We start from the raw sequence: 17,805 nt of genomic DNA, 5'->3' as shown, positions 1-17,805 counted from the left end.
TACGCCGACCTACACCGACCAGCGATGGCTTACTCGCTCGGCGTCGTTTCCTTGAACTTGCCGTAGCTCAGCAATTTTTCATGGCGCGCGGCCAGCAGGTCCTTGGTTTTCATGCCGTGGAACTGGCGCAGGGTGTCGGCCAGGGCGCGTTTGAGCAAGGTGGCCATCTGTTTCGGATCGCGGTGAGCGCCGCCCAGCGGTTCGTTGATGATCTTGTCGATCAGGCCCATGGCTTTCAGGCGGTGGGCAGTCAGGCCCAGCGCTTCGGCCGCGTCGGAGGCGCGCTCGGCGCTCTTCCACAGGATCGAGGCGCAGCCTTCCGGCGAGATCACGGCATAGGTCGAGTATTGCAGCATCAACACGGCATCGCCGACGGCAATGGCCAGCGCGCCGCCGGAACCGCCTTCACCGATGATGGTGGCGATCAGCGGCACTTTCAACTCGGCCATCACGTACAGGTTGTGGCCGATGGCTTCCGACTGGCCGCGCTCTTCCGCGTCGATGCCGGGGAAGGCGCCTGGCGTGTCGACGAAGGTGAAGATGGGCAGGTTGAACTTTTCAGCCACTTTCATCAGGCGCATGGCCTTGCGGTAGCCTTCCGGCTTCGGCATGCCGAAATTGCGCATGGCGCGCTCTTTCGTGTCGCGGCCCTTCTGGTGGCCGATGACCATGCACGGCTGGCCGTTGAAGCGGGCCAGGCCGCCCACGACGGACAGATCGTCCGCGTAGCTGCGGTCGCCATGCAATTCGTGGAAATCGGTAAAGATTTCATTCACGTAATCCATGGTGTAGGGGCGTTGCGGGTGGCGCGCGATCTGCGCCACTTGCCAAGGAGTCAGCTTGGCGTAGATATCTTTGGTCAGCTGCTGGCTCTTCTTGGCCAGGCGGTCGATCTCTTCCGAGATGTCGACGGCCGAATCGTCTTGCACGAAGCGCAACTCTTCGATCTTGGAATCGAGTTCCGCGATCGGCTGTTCAAAATTGAGGAAAGTCGTTTTAGTCATTGTACCTCCAGGTTTTACCGGCCACGGCGCCAGGGCGCGCGGCGTCATCTATGTTTATTTTACCGTACCGGCTGCTGCGCCGGGGGCTCCATCGGGTGCGGCAGGAGCGGCTGCAGGGTCGAGACTGCGCCACAAATACCACGTCGCGACGGTGCGCCATGGTTCCCAATTGGCGGAAACTTCGCGCGCATCGCTGCGGGAAACTGGTTCGCCGGAGAAATAACTGACGCTGATGCCCTGGATCAAACCGGGGTCGTCGAGCGGCAAGACATTCGGCCGGAGCAGATTAAATATCAGAAACATCTCGGCTGTCCAGCGGCCGATGCCGCGGATTTGCACCAGTTCGGCGATGACGGCTTCGTCATCCATCTGATCCCACTGGCTCGCGTGCACGCGCTTGGCCTTGAAATGGTCGGCCAGGTCGAGGATGTATTCGGTCTTGCGTTTGGACAAGCCGCAGGCGGACAGCTGCTCGGCGCCTGCCTTCAATACTTGCGACGGCGTGCATTTCGGGCAAGCGAGCAGCAGCTTTTTCCAGGCAGCATCGGCCGCCTTGGGCGTGATCTGCTGTCCCACCAGCGAACGGGCCAGGGTCGTAAACGGGTCGCTGTGACCGACCAGGTGCAGGTCGCCAAATTGCGGGATGAGCTTTTTCATGATGCGGTCGCGCTTCATCAGCTCGATCTTCGCCTCTTCCCAGTAGTGCGGCACCTGGATCACCTGCGCGGCTATTACCGGCGCTTCCCCGTTTTCCCTGGACGTTGGCATCATGCGCGGCGCCAGTTGGTCGAGCCGTCAGGCTTGTCTTCGAGAATGATGCCCGCCGCCAGCAAGTCGGCGCGGATCTTGTCGGACTGGGCAAAGTCGCGCGCCTTTTTCGCCGCGCTGCGCGCCGCGATGGCCGCTTCGATGCCGGCTGCCTCATCGACGCCACCGGCGGCGGCGCCGACGGTCGCTTGCAGGAATTGCTGCGGCGTACGCTCCAGCAAGCCGAACACGCCCGCCAGGCCCTTCAATTGACGCGCCAGAGCCGGCGACTTGCTCTTGTTGACTTCCGTTGCCAGGTCGAACAGGGCGGCCACGGCCAGCGGTGTGTTGAAATCGTCGTCCATCGCTTCGCGCACGCGCACGGCATGCGCTTCGTTCCAGTCGATGGCGCCCTCTTCCACCACCACGTCGGCCAGCGCCGTGTACAAGCGGGTCAGGGACAGGCGCGCATCGTCGAGGTGCACGTCCGAGTAATTCAGGGGGCTGCGGTAGTGCGCGCGCAGGATGAAGAAGCGGATGACTTCGGCATCGAACTTTTGCAGCACTTCGCGGATGGTAAAGAAATTGCCGAGCGACTTGGACATCTTTTCATTGTCCAGGCGCACGAAACCGTTATGTATCCAGTAATTGACGCTGGTATGGCCGAACGCGCCTTCGGATTGGGCAATCTCGTTTTCGTGGTGCGGGAATTGCAAGTCCGCGCCGCCGCCATGGATGTCGAACTGTTCACCGAGCAAGGCGCACGACATGGCCGAGCATTCGATATGCCAGCCCGGGCGGCCCTTGCCCCACTTCGAATCCCATTTGACTTCTTCCGGCTCGGACTCTTTCGACGACTTCCACAGCACGAAGTCGAGCGGATCGCGCTTGCCCGTGTTCACGTCGACACGTTCGCCTGCGCGCAGGTCGTCGAGCGACTTGCCCGACAGCTTGCCGTAATGGGGGAAATTGCGCACGGCATAGTTCACGTCGCCATCCTCGCCCTGGTAAGCGAGTTCCTTCGCTTCCAGCTGCTCGATCAGGCGCAGCATCTGCGGCACGTATTCGGTGGCGCGCGGCGTGTGGTCGGGCGTCAAGATGCCCAGCGCGGCCGTGTCTTCATCCATGTACTGGGTGAAACGCGTCGTCAGCTGGGAAATCGTCTCGCCGTTTTCCACGGCGCGGCGGATGATCTTGTCGTCGATGTCCGTAATGTTGCGCACATAGGTGACATCGAAACCGGACGCTTTCAGCCAGCGGTAGATGACGTCAAACGCCATCATCATGCGCGCATGACCGATATGGCAATAATCGTAGATGGTCATGCCGCACACGTACATGCGTACCTTGCCCGCTTCCATCGGGACGAATACCTGCTTCTCGCGCGCCAGGGTGTTGTAAATCTTTAGATTGCTCATCGTACTTTGCAAGTGGAGCGGCCGCCAGCCTGGCAAAACGACAGACAGGCGCGGACACCGGGGGTGCCGCGCCACAGAACTGCCGTGTGCGCCGAGACGGGTCGACCCGCTATATTGTTGTTCTTGTTTGTTAGAATTAGGGCGTTAGCGGTCAAGTATAACATTGATAAAAACCATACTGGCCCGATATGAATCAGGTTTTTACGATGTTCAACCGAATTTTCATTTCTTTACAATTAAAGCAAGTTTAGAGAAAAATAACGATCAAGGACGCCTTCATGCAAGAAATCAAATCGAAACGCCTGTCTTTCCTGGCCCGTTTTTGCACCCTGTTTGCCGGCCTGACCCTGGGCAGCGCCGTCGTGGCAGCCGCACCGGCGACCGCCCTCGACCCCACGCCCCACGTGGCCCTGAAAACCAGCATGGGCGAGATCGTGCTGGAACTGAACCAGGAAAAAGCGCCGCACAGCGTGGCCAATTTCTTGCAGTACGTCAAAAGCGGTTACTACAAAGGCACGGTGTTTCACCGCGTCATCGATGGCTTCATGATACAGGGCGGCGGCTTCGACAAGAACATGAAGCAGAAAGCCACCAAGGCGCCGATCAAGAATGAAGCGCAAAACGGCTTGCAAAACGTCACCTACAGCATTGCCATGGCACGCACGGGCGACCCGCATTCGGCCACCGCGCAATTCTTTATCAACGTCAACGACAATGGCGCGCTCGACTACCCTGGCCGCGACGGTTTCGGCTACACGGTATTCGGCAAAGTCGTCAGCGGCATGGACGTGGTCGACAAGATCAAGGCCGTGCCCGTTGCCGACAAGGGCCCGCACCAGAACGTGCCGGTCACCCCCGTGGTGATCGAATCGGCGACTTTACTCAAATCCGCGCCCGCAAAACTGTAAAATAGCGTTTTTGCGGTGCCGGCCTGCCTGGCGCCGCTGAATCAATTATTCATCCAATTTATTAAGGATCATCATGACCTCCGTCATCATCACCACCAATCTGGGCAAGATCACCGCTGAACTGGACGCAGAGAAAGCGCCGAAAACGGTTGCCAACTTCCTGGCCTACATGAAAGCCGGTCACTACGACAACACGATTTTCCACCGCGTCATCGATGGCTTCATGATCCAGGGCGGCGGTTTCGAGCCAGGCATGAAACAAAAGCCAGCCGACACCACCGTGGAAAACGAAGCCAAGAACGGCCTGAAAAACGACACGTACACGCTGGCCATGGCCCGCACGTCGGACCCGCATTCGGCATCGGCCCAGTTCTTCATCAACATCAAGAACAACAGCTTCCTCGACTATCCAGGCCAGGACGGCTGGGGCTACGCCGTGTTCGGTAAAGTCACCGAAGGCAAGGAAGTCGTCGACGCCATCCGCGCCGTCAAAACCTCGCGCGCCGGCATGTTCGCCGACGTGCCAGTGACGGACGTGATCATCGAGAAGGTAGAAGCCGCGTAATCAGGCTTCAGCATCATGAATAACAGGCATTGCAGCGTTTGCGCTTTTCCATGCACATCACTTTTTGGGCGCGTTGAACGATGACAATGCCTGCCGCACTCTTTATTTCCGACCTGCATCTGCAGAGTTCGCACCCGCGCACGAACGCGGCGTTTCTTTCTTTCCTGGAACACCATGCGCAATATGCGCAAGCGCTGTATCTATTAGGCGACCTGTTCGAATACTGGGCCGGCGACGATGACCTGGAAGACCCGTTCAATGCGCGCATGACGGCCGCCATCCGCGCCGTCAGCGATGCTGGCGTGCACGTCTACTGGATCGCCGGCAACCGCGACTTTCTCGTCGGCTCCGGCTTTGCCGCCGCCGCCGGCGCCACCCTGCTCAGCGAACCGCACGTGGCCACGATAGCCGGCCAGCGCATCGTCCTGCTGCATGGCGACGCCGAATGCACGAAAGACGTCAGCTACATGGAATTTCGCGCCATGGTACGCCAGCCCGCCTGGCAACAACAGTTCCTGTCCATGCCGCTGGCGCAGCGCAAGGCCATCATCGACGGTTTGCGCAAGAGCAGCCGCGAGCACAATGGCGAAAAATCCATGGACATCATGGATGTCACGCCCGATGCTGTCGCGCAAGTGTTTGCCGAACATGCGAGCACCGTCATGATCCACGGCCATACGCACCGCCCCGCCCTGCACCAGGTCGACAATACCCTGCGCTACGTCCTGCCCGACTGGGAATGCGATGTCACGCCGCCGCGCGGTGGCTGGATCGCCATCGATGCGCGCGGCAACATCACGCGCCACGACCTGAACGGCAACATCATCGACTAGGTCTGCGCCGACGACGGCACGGGCGTTTGTCCGATAGCCGGGCCCGCCTGGCCTTGCTGTAATGGCGCCATGCATACTGTTTACATCGGCACGGCCGGCTGGAGTATTTCCAGCGCCGCCGCCAGCCACTTCCCCCTCGATGGCAGCCACCTGCAGCGCTATGCCCAAGTCTTGCCCTGCGTGGAAATCAACAGCTCGTTCTACCGCCCGCACCAGCCCGCCACCTACGCGCGCTGGGCCGCCAGCGTGCCCGCCCATTTCCGCTTCAGCGTGAAATTGCCGCGCAGCATCACGCACGAGCGGCGCTTGCGCGATGGCGCGGCCGAACTCGATCGCTTTGCATCGGAAGTGGGGGAATTGGGAAGCAAGCTGGGCTGCGTACTGGTGCAGCTGCCGCCCAGCCTGCGATTCGAAGCGGACGTGGCCGCCGCATTTTTCACCGCCCTGCGCCGGCGCTTCGACGGCATGCTCGCGTGTGAAGCGCGCCATCCCAGCTGGTTCGAGCAAGGCGCGACCGAGCTGTTAACAATGCAGCGCATCACGCGCGTGCGCGCCGATCCGCCTGCCGGCCAGCCGGGCCCGCACGTACCGACGACCAACGTGGCCTACGTGCGCCTGCACGGCAGCCCGAAAATATATTATTCCGACTACCCGGCCGATTACCTGGCGGCGCTGGCCGCTGAATTGCGCAACCCAGCGTATGCGGGCAGCTGGTGCATCTTCGATAACACGGCGGCCGGGGCCGCCCTGTTCAATGCGCTGGACTTGCAGGCGCGGCTGACTTGAAAATACGTGTTGATTTTTTGGGGCTTAGTGTTATAGTTAACTACAACACCAACTCAATACATCACGGAGCTTCGATGCCTACCGCATTTTTCACGCGCCGCGCCGCACCACCCTCATGGGAGCGCATCCCATGAGCGCGGAATGGAACGACAATAGCCCCATCTACCGCCAGCTCAAGGCCAGGGTGGTGGGCATGATGCTCGATGGCGTGCTGCAGTCGGGCGACGCCCTGCCTTCGGTGCGCCAGGTGGCGGCCGATTATCAATTGAATCCCATCACGGTGTCGCGCGCCTACCAGGAACTGGTCGACGATGCCCTGGTGGAAAAACGCAGAGGACTCGGTATGTATGTCTTGGAAGGCGCCCGCGACAAATTGCTGGCCAGTGAACGCGAGCGCTTCATGCGCGAAGAATGGCCAGCGATGCTGGAACGCATCACGCAACTGGGCCTGAACCTCGAGCAACTACTGCAAGCGAGCCGCGACAGCGGCGCACATGGAGCGAGCGCATGAATACATTGAAGAAGGACAGCGTCATCAGCGCGCGCGGCTTGCACAAGCAATATGGCAAGCAGGTGGCCATCGATGGCATCAGCTTCGATATCGCGCCGGGGCGCATCGTCGGCTTGATCGGGCCGAACGGTTCCGGCAAGACCACCACGCTGAAAGCCATCCTGGGCCTGACGGGCTTCGAAGGCGACTTGTCGGTGCTGGGGCGCGATCCGCGCGTGCAGCGCGATGCGCTGATGGACGACGTCTGCTTCATCGCCGACGTGGCCATCCTGCCGGGCTGGCTGCGCGTGGCCGACGCCATCGACTTCGTTGCTGGCGTGCATCCACGTTTCGACCGCAGCAAGGCCGAACGCTACCTGGCCCACACCAAGCTGGCGCCGAAGATGAAGGTCAAGGCCATGTCGAAAGGCATGGTGGTGCAGCTGCACCTGGCGCTGGTGATGGCCATCGACGCCAAACTGCTGGTGCTCGACGAGCCCACCCTGGGCCTGGACATCCTGTACCGCAAGCAGTTTTACCAGAACTTGCTGGAAGACTATTTCGATGAAAACAAGACCATCGTCATCACCACCCACCAGATCGAGGAAGTGGAGCACATCCTCAGCGACCTGATGTTCATTCGCGACGGCAAGATCGTGCTGGCCTCAAGCATGGAAGAAGTGGGCGAGCGCTATATCGAGGTGATGGTGGGTCCGCAGAACGTCAATCCGGCGCGCGCCCTGCAGCCGATCAGCGAACGCAGCGTGTTCGGCAAGTCGGTGATGCTGTTCGACGGCGTCGCCCGCGCCCAGCTGGCCGCCCTGGGCGAAGTGCGTACGCCCAGCCTGGCTGACCTGTTTGTCGCGACCATGAAAGGATCGTACCAATGAGTATTTCCCCTGCCAACAAGATGCAATGGCTGATCCGGCGTGAACTGTGGGAACACAAGGGCATGCTGATATGGACACCCGCCCTGATCGGCATCGCCATGACCGTGCTGGGCGCCTTGATGACGATAGGCACCATCGCCAGGACCAAGATGCGCACGGCGCTCATCGTCAATGGCGAGGAAGTGTCCTGGAGCACCGTCTTCAATACCCGTACCTTCGGCCCGCGCCGCACGGAAATCATCGACGCCGTCGCCAACAACTACACGTACGCGGCCGCGCCGCTGTTCCTGGCGCTGGGTTTTCTCGTGTTTTTCTATTGCCTGAGCGCCCTGCATGACGACCGCCGCGACCGCAGCGTGCTGTTCTGGAAATCGCTGCCCATCTCCGATGCGCAGACGGTGCTGTCGAAAGCGGCCATCGCCCTGCTGGTCGCGCCGCTGATCGTGGCCGCCGCCGCCAGCCTGACTTCGCTGGCCCTGATCCTGATCCTCAGCGGCGTGCTGGCAGCCAACGGCATCCACGTGTTTGCCGAACTGCTCGCCACCCCAGGCCTGTACCTGGGACCGCTGCGCGTGTTCGGCTTGCTGCCCGTGTATTGCCTGTGGGCCTTGCCGACGGTGGGCTGGCTGCTGATGGTATCGAGCTGGGCCAAGTCGAAAGTCTTCCTGTGGGCCGTCGGCGTGCCGCTGCTGCTGCTCATCCTGACCGTCTGGGCCGGCAAGCTGACGCAGACGGAAAGCAATGTCGGCTGGATACAGATGAATGTCATCGGACGCGCCCTGCTGGGTACCCTTCCTGGCAGCTGGTATCTGTTCGAGCCGGGCCTGCTGCCGCAAATGCACGCCCTGGCAGAGGGCGGATCGCATATGACACGCATCGATGTGTTCAGCAATTCCTGGTCCAGCTTGACCTTGCCAGCCGTCTGGCTGGGTGCGGCGGCAGGCGCGGCGCTGATTTACGTCGCTATCCGCCTGCGCCGCTGGCGCGAGGAAGGCTGACAGCGCAATATTCCCCCCATACAAAACGCCCCGCCCGCCGGGGCGTTTTTCATTTCTACTCCATTCAGCCCCCGAGATAATAACTACCTTAGCGATAGTTATTATAAAAATCCCCTCCCGCCACAACAAGACTATTCATTCGATAGCACCAACTCGATATTAAAATCACAAATAATTATTTCTATCGTATTTTATTACCAATCACATTTGATAATCGGCATTCAAAAAACAACAACTAGCAATTCGATAGCAAGGTGGTTTTTTGGATAAAAGACGCAGAAATACGCGGGCATGACAGCAGACTCAGCCGAAAACACCTGTTTCGTGACAATTCGTGATTATTCAGCCGCATGACGCCGGAGAAAATAATGTCATGGAAAGTAATTAAAATGAAATTGAAAGTTTCAAAATTGAAACTATCCTCAGAGTGGCAGCCAGTACATAGCTCGTGCAAAGGCTGCACCCTGCCGTTGCGTCCCGCCGGACAAGCCAGTTGCCTGCGCAACAGAACACAGGAAAGCGGCGACGCATAAAACGAATATGAAAATAACATTTTAAATATTGCCGAAGTAGCGCTCTTTTGCCCCAACGTTTTTTTCCCAATTATGTTTTACTTGCCACCATCAACATCGGAAACACCAGAGTTCAACCACGGCCCAAGCCTCGCCGGAGCAAGCAAGGAATCGCAGCAGATTATTGATTTTTTATTATTTATTATTTAGAAAATTGCACGAATAATTAACCTTTTCCGGAGACTTTTCAAATGGCCACCACCCAAAATCCAGCACAAGTTCCCGTCAATGCCGAAGGCGCTGGCGCCAAGCTCGCGACGCCCGCAAAAAAAGCCGCCGACCCCAAAAACGGTGACCGCAAGCAGTATGACGAAGATGAACTGATCAAAGGGGACGATGCCAGCGCGACCATGCCGCCTGAAAATGTCGTGGAAGTCACGGGAAGCGCCGCCAACGGCAATGCCGGCGCCGTGGGCGCGGCGGCCGCTGTGGCAGCCGCCGCCCTGGCAGCCGGTGGCAGTGGCGCGGCCGCAGGCCAGGCCGGCAATGGCAGTGCCGACCTCGGCACGCCGCAAAGCGATAACAATGGTGGCGCCGCAGGCGCGACGGGCACAGGCGCGGGGGCGGGCGCGGCCGGCATTCCCAGCGGCAGTGTCGTGGATGTCGCCGGGGGGGCGGCTGGCGCCGGTAGCGGTGCCGGCGCGGGCGCTGCGGGCGGACTTGGCGTGCTGGGCGCGCTCGGCGGCCTTGGCCTCGTTGCCGCAGCGGCAGGCGGTGGCGGAGGCGGTGGCGCCGCGGCTGGCGGTTCCGGCACAGGAGGCGGCACGGGCGGTACCGGTGGCACGGGCGGCTCGACCGGCGGTGGCACGGGCAATCAATCCACCACCACCGTCGTGACCGACGCAGCCGTGCTGGCCGCCGCCGCCGCCGCGGCGGCCGCCGCCAATGCTCTGGCCGATGACGCCGCGGCGGCGGCTGCAGCGGCCACGGCCGCAGCTTCGCTGGCCGCGGCAAATGCGGCCCTCCTGGCCGACCAGCTGGCGGCCCAAGCGGCCGCTGACGCTGCCGCAGCCTTGCTCGCCGCCAATAGCGCCACCAGCGACGATACGCTGGCGGTCAGCACTGCCGCTGTCGTCCCCGGTGCACAAGCGGCCGCTGACGCCGCCACAAGTGACGACAACGCTGCCGCTGCGGCGGCTGCTACCGCCGCCATATCCCAGGCTGCCGCCACCTCGGCACAAAATGACGATGCGGCTGCCGCCACGGCCGCCGCCAACGCCGCCGCCGCGCACGCCGCCGCCGATGCGGCGCAAACGCAAGCGGACCAGACCAATGCCCCTGCCCTGCAAGCCATCGCCGATGCGGCCGACGTGGTCGCCGCCGCAGCCAACACCCAGGCAGCACTGACCGATGCGGCAGCACTTGGCGTCATTTCGGCCAATGATGCCGCCGCTGCCGCCGCCGCCACGACACTGGCCAATGCCACGGACGCCGCCGCGCTGGACCTGGCGGCAACCGCCGCCGCCAACACCGCCGTCTCGGCCGGCATCCAGGCCAGCTTTACCGATGCCGCTGCCCTGGCCCTCATCTCGGATGCGGATGCCGCCGCGTCTGCCGCTGCGACCGAACTGGCCGATGTCACCGATGCCGCCGCCCTGGCTGCCGCCGCGAGCGCCGCGGCCACCGCCGCGGCCGATGCAGCGACAGCTGCCAATGCCAGCGACGCCACGGCACTGGGCATTGCCGCCACCGCCGCCGCGAATGCCTCCATTACCGCCAATGCACAAGCAAACCTCACCGATGCCGTCGCCCTGACGATGGCAGCGGACGCCGCCGCAGGTGTTGCCGCCCAGGACGCGGCCATCGCCAATGCCACCGACGCTGTCGCCCTGCAAGCGGCCGCCAATGCCGCCGCAACAAATGCAGCCAATGCACAGACGCAAGCGAACATGACGGACGCGCCCACCCTGGGCCTGATCGCCGATGCCACCACTCTGGCGTCGGACGCGGCGCAACTCCAGGCCGGCTTGACGGATGCGGCTGCGCTGGCCCTGATTTCCGATGCCGACGCTGCCACGGCGGCCGCCGCTGCCCTGGCCGCCAGTAGCGATGCCGCCGCGCTCGACGCCGCAGCAGCCCTTGCCGCCACTGTGGCGGCCAACGCCGTCGTCACAGCCAGCCTGAGCGACGCGGCAGCCCTGCAAATCACGGCCGATGCGGCCGCCAATACCGCCATCGCCGCCGCCGCGCAGGCAGCATTGACGGACGCGGCCGCCCTGCAAGTGGTTTCCGACGCCGATGCGGCCGCCGCGCTGGCCGCGCAAACGACGGCCAACCAGACGGATGCGGCGGCCCTGGCCGCTGCCGACGCAGCCGCAGCCAGCGATGCCGCCAATGCCCAGACAGTGGCGGACCAGACCGATGTCGTCGCCCTGCAGCAAGCGGCCGACCAGGCTGATGCCGACGCGGCGGCCGCCAATGCGCAAGCCAGCTTGCTGGACGTCAACGTTGCACTCAACGCCTTCAACCTCGCCAACCTCGCCGCTCTGGCCGCCAACGTGACGGCCGGCGAGACCAGCGTGCTCGATCTGACGGCCACCGTCAATGCCTTGCAGACCGATGCCGATAACGCCGAAATCACTGCCAGCCTGACGGATGCCATCACCCTTGCCGCGGTTGCCACCACCGACGCGGCGGCGGCAGCCGCCTTGCAAGTGACAGCCAACCTGACCGATGCAGTAGCGCTCGCCGCGGCGGCCGCTTCCGCCGTCTCGGCGGCAGAAGCCGCTGCCGCCCTTGGCGGGATCGATATCTCGGCAGTGAGTGCCGCCGCGGCCGCGCAAGCCGCCGCCACCGCCGCCGCCGCCACGGCCGCACTGACCGATGCCGGCGCGCTGGGGCTCATTTCCACCACCGACGCCGCCGCTGAACTTGCCGCGCAAACGGCTGTCAGCACCTTGACGGCTGCCAATACGCTGGCACAAAACGCGCTGACGGCGGCACAATCTGTTGCCAATTTGACCGACGCCGTGGCATTGGGCCTGGTCTCTTCCGCAGCCGACGCGGCCGCAGCCTTGGCCGTCACGACGGCTGGCCAGACCGATACCACCGCGCTGAGCCTCATCTCGAATGCCGATGCGCTGGTCGCCTCCTCGGCCGCCAGCCTGGCGGCGCTGACGGACGCCACGGCGCTGGGATTGATCTCGACCGCCGACGCCACCGTGGCCGCCACCCTGCAGGCAACGGCCGACTTGACGGACGCCGCCGGCCTGGGCCTGCTCGCCACGGCCGCCGCAGCCGCCGCCAATACGGCGACGAATGTTGCCAACCTGACCGATGCCGTGGCCCTGGGTACCGTCTCGGCGGCCGCCACAACCGCCGCCAATGCGGCGGCCGCTACCGCCGCGCTGACAGACGCCACGGCACTGGGCCTGGTCGCGACGGCCGATGCGACTGCCGCTGCCGCCCTGCAAACGACGGCCAACCTGACCGACGCAGTGGCATTGGGCCTCGTCTCGACGGCCGCCAACACGGCCGCCAGCACCGCCGCCGCTGTTGCCAACCTGACCGATGCGGTGGCCTTGGGCACGGTGTCGACGGCCGCCACGGGTGCCGCCAACACAGCTGCCGCCACCGCCGCACTGACGGACGCCGTCGCCCTGGGCCTGGTAGCGACCGTCGACGCGGCTGCCGCCACGGCAGCACAGACGACAGCCAACCTGACGGACGCCGTCGCCCTGGGCCTGGCTGCGACCGTCAATGCCACCGCCGCCACGGCCGCTGCCACCGTCGCCGGCCTCACGGATGCCGTCCTGCTCGGTACCGCCCACACGCTCAACGTCACGGCCGCCACCGTGGCGGCCACCAAGGCCGCCCTGACGGATGCCGCCGCCCTGACCACCATCGCCAACACCGACGCCGCGAATGCGGCCGCCCTGGCCGCTTATTCGCAGACCCATCCATTAAACGTGACGGCAGCGCTGGCGGCCACGGTCGCCGCCACCACGGCATCCTTGTCGCTCGCCGCCGCACAATCGGCGCAGGCCGATGATGCGGCGGCCGCTTCAACAGCAGCCGCGGCGGCGGCATCCCTGACCACCTTGAACAATGCGCTCGCGGCCGACAGTGCCGCCACCGCCGCCGCGACCCTGGCCCTGACTTCCCAGGCGGCGGCCACGGCGGCGGCGCTGGACGACACGCTCGCGGCCACCGCCGCCGGCGTGGCGGCCACCTCGCTGGCGGCGGCCCAGGCGGCACAGGCGGCCGATGCGGCAGCCGCCGCGACGGCAGCAACAGCGGCCAATGCCCTGGCCGCCCTGAATGCGGCCTTGCAGGCGGACGCGAACGCGGCCGCCACGGCCGCTGCCGCCGTGACGGCAAGCGCGGCCGCTGCCACCGCCGTCGCCGACGATCTGGCCGCTGCAACGGCCGCCACCGTTGCCAACGTCTCGCAAGCGGCCGCGCAGGCGGCGCAACTGGCCGACAACGCCGCCGCCAGCGCCGCTACCATCGCCGCCAACGCGCTGGCCGCCCTGAATGCGGCCCTGGCCGACGATGCGGCGGCCGCTGCGGCTGCGCTGAACGCTACCAATGCAACGGCCGCCGCCGTTGCCGCCACCGCCGCCGACACGGCCGCTGCGGCGGCCGCCGCCATTGCTGCCATCTCGGCCGCCGCCACGCAGCACGCGCAAGCGGACGATATTGCCGCTGCCACTGCAGCCCTCACGGCATCGATCTCGCTGGCCGCCACGCAGGCCGCCCTCGCCGCCGATGCCGCCGTTGGCACGACTGCGGCGGCGGCAGCGAGCGCACTGGCCGCGCTGAACCAGGCGCTGAACGACGACAGCCTCGCCGCTACGGCAGCCACGGCAGCGGCCAACGCGCAAACGGCCCTGAATGACGCCACGACCGCACTCAACGCGGCGATAATGACGGCCAGCGCCTCGCTCGCTGCCGCCAATGCCGCCGCGGCCGCCGACGCCACGGCGGCAAGCACGGCAGCGGCTGCGGCCGCGGCACAGCTTCTTTCCGACGCGGCGCTGGTGGCCAATGGCGCGCTGGCCACCCTCGCCACGGCGGCCAACAACGCACTGAACGCGGCCAGCCTGGCCCTGGCCGCCGACGATGCGGCCGCCAATGCCGCGCACACGGCCGCCCTCTCGGCGGCGGCTGCGCTGGCGGCGCAATTGACCGACACGGCAGCCGCCAATGCCCAGATCGCGCTCAACGTGGCCATCGCCAATCTGACTGCAGCCGTCACGGCCGATGTCAATGCCACGGATGCGGACAATGACAAGACCCTGAAACTGAACCTCCTCCTTGCCGCCCAGAGTGCGGCCGATGACGCGGCCCAGGCCAATGCCAATGCGGCTGCCGCCCATGCGGCGCTGGCGGCGGCCCAGGCCGACGATGCGGCGGCCGCCACCGCTGCCGCCAATGCGGTTGCCGCGCATGCGGCGGCGGTCGCGGCGCAAAACGCCGATGCCGCCGCGGCAGCGGCAGCCGCGCAAGCGGCCATTTCCCTGGCCGCCACCCTCAATGCCCAGGCGGACGACGCCACCGCGGCAGCAGCCGCCACAGCCGCCGCCAATGCGCAACTGGCACTCGATGCAGCGCTGGCCGCCGATGCCGACGTCGCCGCCACGGCCGCAGCGGCAGCGGCAGCCCAGCTGGCGGCGCAAAACGCGCATGACGCCGATGTTGCGGCAGCGGCAGCAGCCGTTGCCGCAGCCATCACCCTGGCGGCCACACAAGCGGCGCAGGCCGATGACGCGGCAGCGGCGCTGGCAGCAGCCAATGCCGCCAACGCCCAGGCAGCGCACGATGCCGCCGTCGCCGACGACCAGGCCGCCGCCGATGCCGCCGCAACCGCCGCGCTGGCGCAAGCGGCTGCCACAGCAGCGGCAGCCGCCGACGCCGCCGCCACCGCCAGCGCCGCCGCAGCGGCGGCATCGCTGCTTGCAGCCCAGGCGGCGCAGGCCGATGACACGGCCGCCAACCAGGCAGCGGCCAATGCCGCTGCCGCCACCGCCGCGCACACGGCCGCCATCGCCGCCGACGCGCTGGCCGTCAGCACGGCGGCAACGGCTGCCAGCGCACTGGCAGCGGCCACGGCAGCGCAGAACGACGATGATGCGGCCGCTGCCGCAGCGGCCCAGGCCGCAGCCTCGCTGGCAATCACCCAGGCGGCGCAGGCCGACGATGCGGCGGCAGCGGCCGCCACGGTCAACGCCAATAATGCGATAGCAGCGGCATCTGCAGCCCATGCGGCCGATGCGGCCGCGCCGCTGGCGCAGGCGCAGGCCGCCGCCTCCCTGGCGGCCCTGCAGGCGGCGCAAGCCGACGATGCGGCCGCCGCCAGCGCGGCAGCGGCTGCGGCGCAAGCGCATGCCAACGCGGATGCCGCGCAGGCGGATGACGCGGCGGCAGCACAGGCCAATGCCGACGCGCAGGCAGCCGACGCCGCCCTGGTGCAAGCGAACGCCATCGCCGCGCAAACCGACGCCAGCGCCCTGGCCGTCGTGGCAAATGCGGATGCGGCCAACGCCGCCGCCGTGCAAGCCATCGCCGACCAGACCGATGCCGTGGCGCTCACGCAGGCCGCCGATGCGGCAACGGCAGCGGCGCTGGCAGCGGCGCAGGCAGCGGCCCTGACGGACGCCAGCGCCCTGCAACTGGCAGCCGACGCGGCCGCGGCCGCCGCCCTGCAGGCCCAGGCGCAGGCGGACCTGACGGACGCCGGCTCGCTGACGGCGGTGGCGAATGCCGATGCCGCGGCGGCGGCTGCTGCCCAGGCCCAGGCCGACCTGACGGACGCCAGCCAGCTGTTCGTGCTGAGCCAGAATGCCCTGCACAACCCGCTGACGGTGGCCGACTTCAGCACCGGCCTGCCGGCAGCCGGCGGCGACGTGATCGACATGTCGGCCATCGCCGACCTGACGGCGTCGGTGGCCGTGGGTGTCAACGTGAGCACGGACTTTGGCAACAACAACCTGTTCATCTTCGACGGCACGTCCGTGTCGATCGGTGCGGCGGCCAGCGCCATCGCGGCCGACGACAGCGTCTTGTCGGGACAGGGCTACATCGTCATCGCCGATGCGCAAAACAGCGGCGCCGTGACCGTGTATCACTCGACTGACCTGAGCAACGCCAACGCCATCGACACGGCGCTGGTGCTGCTCAGCGGCGTGAACATCACGCAGCTGACGGGCGCCAACTTCGTCGTCTGAAGCAGGCCACCCACGCCAGGCGCCGCGCCTGGCACGGCAGCGGGAGCGTGCGGCAGCGCGCTCCCGCCCCTACCTTGAAATGCGTCAGGCCTGGTGCCGGAAAAATACGGGATGAGATTACGCGGTTCCCCAGCCTTGTTTTCACTGCCACGCATCGCGGCCGTACTGGCGGCCATGGCCATGGCATCCATCAACTCTTTCGCCCAGGCTCAGGGCGCCACGGCCTGGAGTTTCGACCAGGTCTTACAGCAGGCGCTGCAAAGCCATCCCGCCGTGCAGGGCAAGCGTTCGGCGCAGGCGGCCGCGCGCGCCGACCTCGATGGCGCTCAGTGGCAGCGCTTCCCCAGCCTGTCGGCCGAAGTCCCCACCGGTTCGCAGGAAACGGGCGGCGTGGTGCGCATCGAGCAGCCGCTGTGGAGCGGCGGGCGCATCGACGCCGGCATCGATGCGGCCGGCAGCCGGGTCGACGCGGCCGGCGCCGCCATCGAGGAAGAACGCCTGACCCTTTCCCTGCGCGTGATCGCCGCCTACACGGAAGCGCTGCGCCATACGGCCCGCATGCGCTCGGCCGAAGAGGGGCTGGCCGAGCACCAGCGCCTGCTCGACATGATCAAGCGCCGCGTGGCGCAGTCGGTCAGTTCGCAAACGGACCAGCGCCTGGCCGAATCGCGCGCCTACCAGGCGGCCAACGACGTGTCGAATGCGCGCCAGGCGCAGGAAAACGCGCTGGCGCAGCTGTCGCAGCTGGCCGGCAAACCCGTGCGCCTCGTCACCTCCACCGGCATCGGCGTAGGCGAACCGCTGCCCGGCGCCAGCCTGGAACGGGTCATGCGCCAGGCCATCGGCTATTCCCCCACCCTGCACCGCCTCGATTTCGAGGTGCAGGCAGCCAACTCCGAGATCACCATGCAGCGCTCGGCCTACATGCCGAAGGTGGTGCTGCGCATGGAAAAGCCTACGGGCGGCGGCATCAATGCCGACAACCGCGCGCGCGCCATGCTGGTGCTGCAGGCGCAGCCGGGCGCCGGCTTGTCGGCCAAGGCCGGCGTGGACGCGGCCGTGGCCCGGCGCGAAGGTGCGCGCGCCGCGCACGATGCGGCCGAGCGCGACGTGCGCGAGCGTTTCACCCTGGACTGGAACGAGGCCGAAGCGAGCCGCCAGCGCCTGGACAATGCGGGCGAGGCCAGCACCACCTCGACGCAGGTATTCGAATCGTATGCGCGTCAGTACGTGATCGGCCGCAAGAGCTGGAACGACGTGCTCAACGCCGTGCGCGAAGCGACCCAGGCGCGGTTTTCGCTGGAAGACACGCGCGCGCAGGCGATTGCCGCCAGCCTGCGCCTGGCCGCGCAGACGGGCACCCTGGCCGGGCGCACGGCGCCGCCGGGCCTGGCGCGCGCGAATTGACACCGACATGATGCACAC

Annotated in this window: 12 protein-coding genes; 9 read left to right on the top strand and 3 right to left on the bottom strand. The window is 65.7% G+C overall.

Annotated elements, in window-relative coordinates; translation table 11 throughout:
* Window positions 1-29 precede the first annotated feature (29 nt).
* The 3 genes from ACQ4WO_RS13130 to cysS are packed head-to-tail and all read right to left on the bottom strand — an operon-like array spanning window position 30 to window position 3,169.
* Complete coding sequence (locus tag ACQ4WO_RS13130; protein ID WP_034756951.1) at window positions 30-1,004, bottom strand: acetyl-CoA carboxylase carboxyltransferase subunit alpha; 975 nt, start codon at window positions 1,002-1,004, stop codon at window positions 30-32.
* Window positions 1,005-1,058: 54 nt separating this feature from the next.
* Window positions 1,059-1,772 (bottom strand): DNA-3-methyladenine glycosylase family protein, encoded by a 714-nt coding sequence (locus ACQ4WO_RS13125; protein WP_436482047.1) that lies wholly within the window; start codon window positions 1,770-1,772, stop codon window positions 1,059-1,061.
* A complete protein-coding gene (gene cysS, locus ACQ4WO_RS13120) occupies window positions 1,772-3,169 on the bottom strand; it encodes a cysteine--tRNA ligase (RefSeq protein WP_436481810.1) in 1,398 nt (465 codons plus the stop codon). Before cysS ends, ACQ4WO_RS13125 begins: the two co-directional genes overlap by 1 nt.
* Window positions 3,170-3,447: 278 nt before the next feature.
* On the opposite strand from cysS, the gene ACQ4WO_RS13115 reads away from it, so the two are divergent.
* The 9 genes from ACQ4WO_RS13115 (at window position 3,448) to ACQ4WO_RS13075 (ending at window position 17,787) form a co-directional block, all read left to right on the top strand.
* Complete coding sequence (locus ACQ4WO_RS13115; RefSeq protein ID WP_181877859.1) at window positions 3,448-4,077, top strand: peptidylprolyl isomerase; 630 nt, start codon at window positions 3,448-3,450, stop codon at window positions 4,075-4,077.
* A 73-nt stretch (window positions 4,078-4,150) separates the two neighbouring features.
* On the top strand, window positions 4,151-4,642 hold the full coding sequence (locus tag ACQ4WO_RS13110) for a peptidylprolyl isomerase (RefSeq protein WP_034756945.1): 492 nt from the start codon (window positions 4,151-4,153) through the stop codon (window positions 4,640-4,642).
* 86 nt (window positions 4,643-4,728) lie between these two features.
* The gene (locus ACQ4WO_RS13105) at window positions 4,729-5,475 is read left to right on the top strand and encodes a UDP-2,3-diacylglucosamine diphosphatase (protein ID WP_436481809.1); all 747 of its coding nucleotides are present in this window, start codon (window positions 4,729-4,731) and stop codon (window positions 5,473-5,475) included.
* A gap of 69 nt (window positions 5,476-5,544) precedes the next feature.
* Entirely contained in the window at window positions 5,545-6,261 is a 717-nt protein-coding gene (locus ACQ4WO_RS13100; protein WP_436481807.1) for a DUF72 domain-containing protein, read from the top strand.
* A 130-nt stretch (window positions 6,262-6,391) separates the two neighbouring features.
* On the top strand, window positions 6,392-6,772 hold the full coding sequence (locus ACQ4WO_RS13095) for a GntR family transcriptional regulator (RefSeq protein WP_436481806.1): 381 nt from the start codon (window positions 6,392-6,394) through the stop codon (window positions 6,770-6,772).
* Window positions 6,769-7,641 carry an ABC transporter ATP-binding protein gene (locus tag ACQ4WO_RS13090; protein WP_436481805.1) on the top strand — a complete coding sequence of 291 codons (873 nt, stop codon included), beginning with the start codon at window positions 6,769-6,771 and terminating at the stop codon, window positions 7,639-7,641. Before ACQ4WO_RS13095 ends, ACQ4WO_RS13090 begins: the two co-directional genes overlap by 4 nt.
* Window positions 7,638-8,639: a hypothetical protein gene (locus tag ACQ4WO_RS13085; protein WP_436481803.1), complete on the top strand. Its 1,002-nt coding sequence runs from the start codon at window positions 7,638-7,640 to the stop codon at window positions 8,637-8,639. The genes ACQ4WO_RS13090 and ACQ4WO_RS13085 overlap by 4 nt, the downstream gene beginning before the upstream one ends.
* A 763-nt stretch (window positions 8,640-9,402) precedes the next feature.
* Window positions 9,403-16,380 (top strand): hypothetical protein, encoded by a 6,978-nt coding sequence (locus tag ACQ4WO_RS13080; RefSeq protein ID WP_436481802.1) that lies wholly within the window; start codon window positions 9,403-9,405, stop codon window positions 16,378-16,380.
* A 135-nt stretch (window positions 16,381-16,515) separates the two neighbouring features.
* Complete coding sequence (locus ACQ4WO_RS13075; protein ID WP_436481801.1) at window positions 16,516-17,787, top strand: TolC family protein; 1,272 nt, start codon at window positions 16,516-16,518, stop codon at window positions 17,785-17,787.
* Window positions 17,788-17,805: the final 18 nt, after the last annotated feature.

The organism is Janthinobacterium aestuarii (assembly GCF_051380835.1).
GTDB classification, from domain to species: domain Bacteria; phylum Pseudomonadota; class Gammaproteobacteria; order Burkholderiales; family Burkholderiaceae_D; genus Janthinobacterium; species Janthinobacterium aestuarii.
This window is presented reverse-complemented; position numbering and strand designations above follow the sequence as displayed.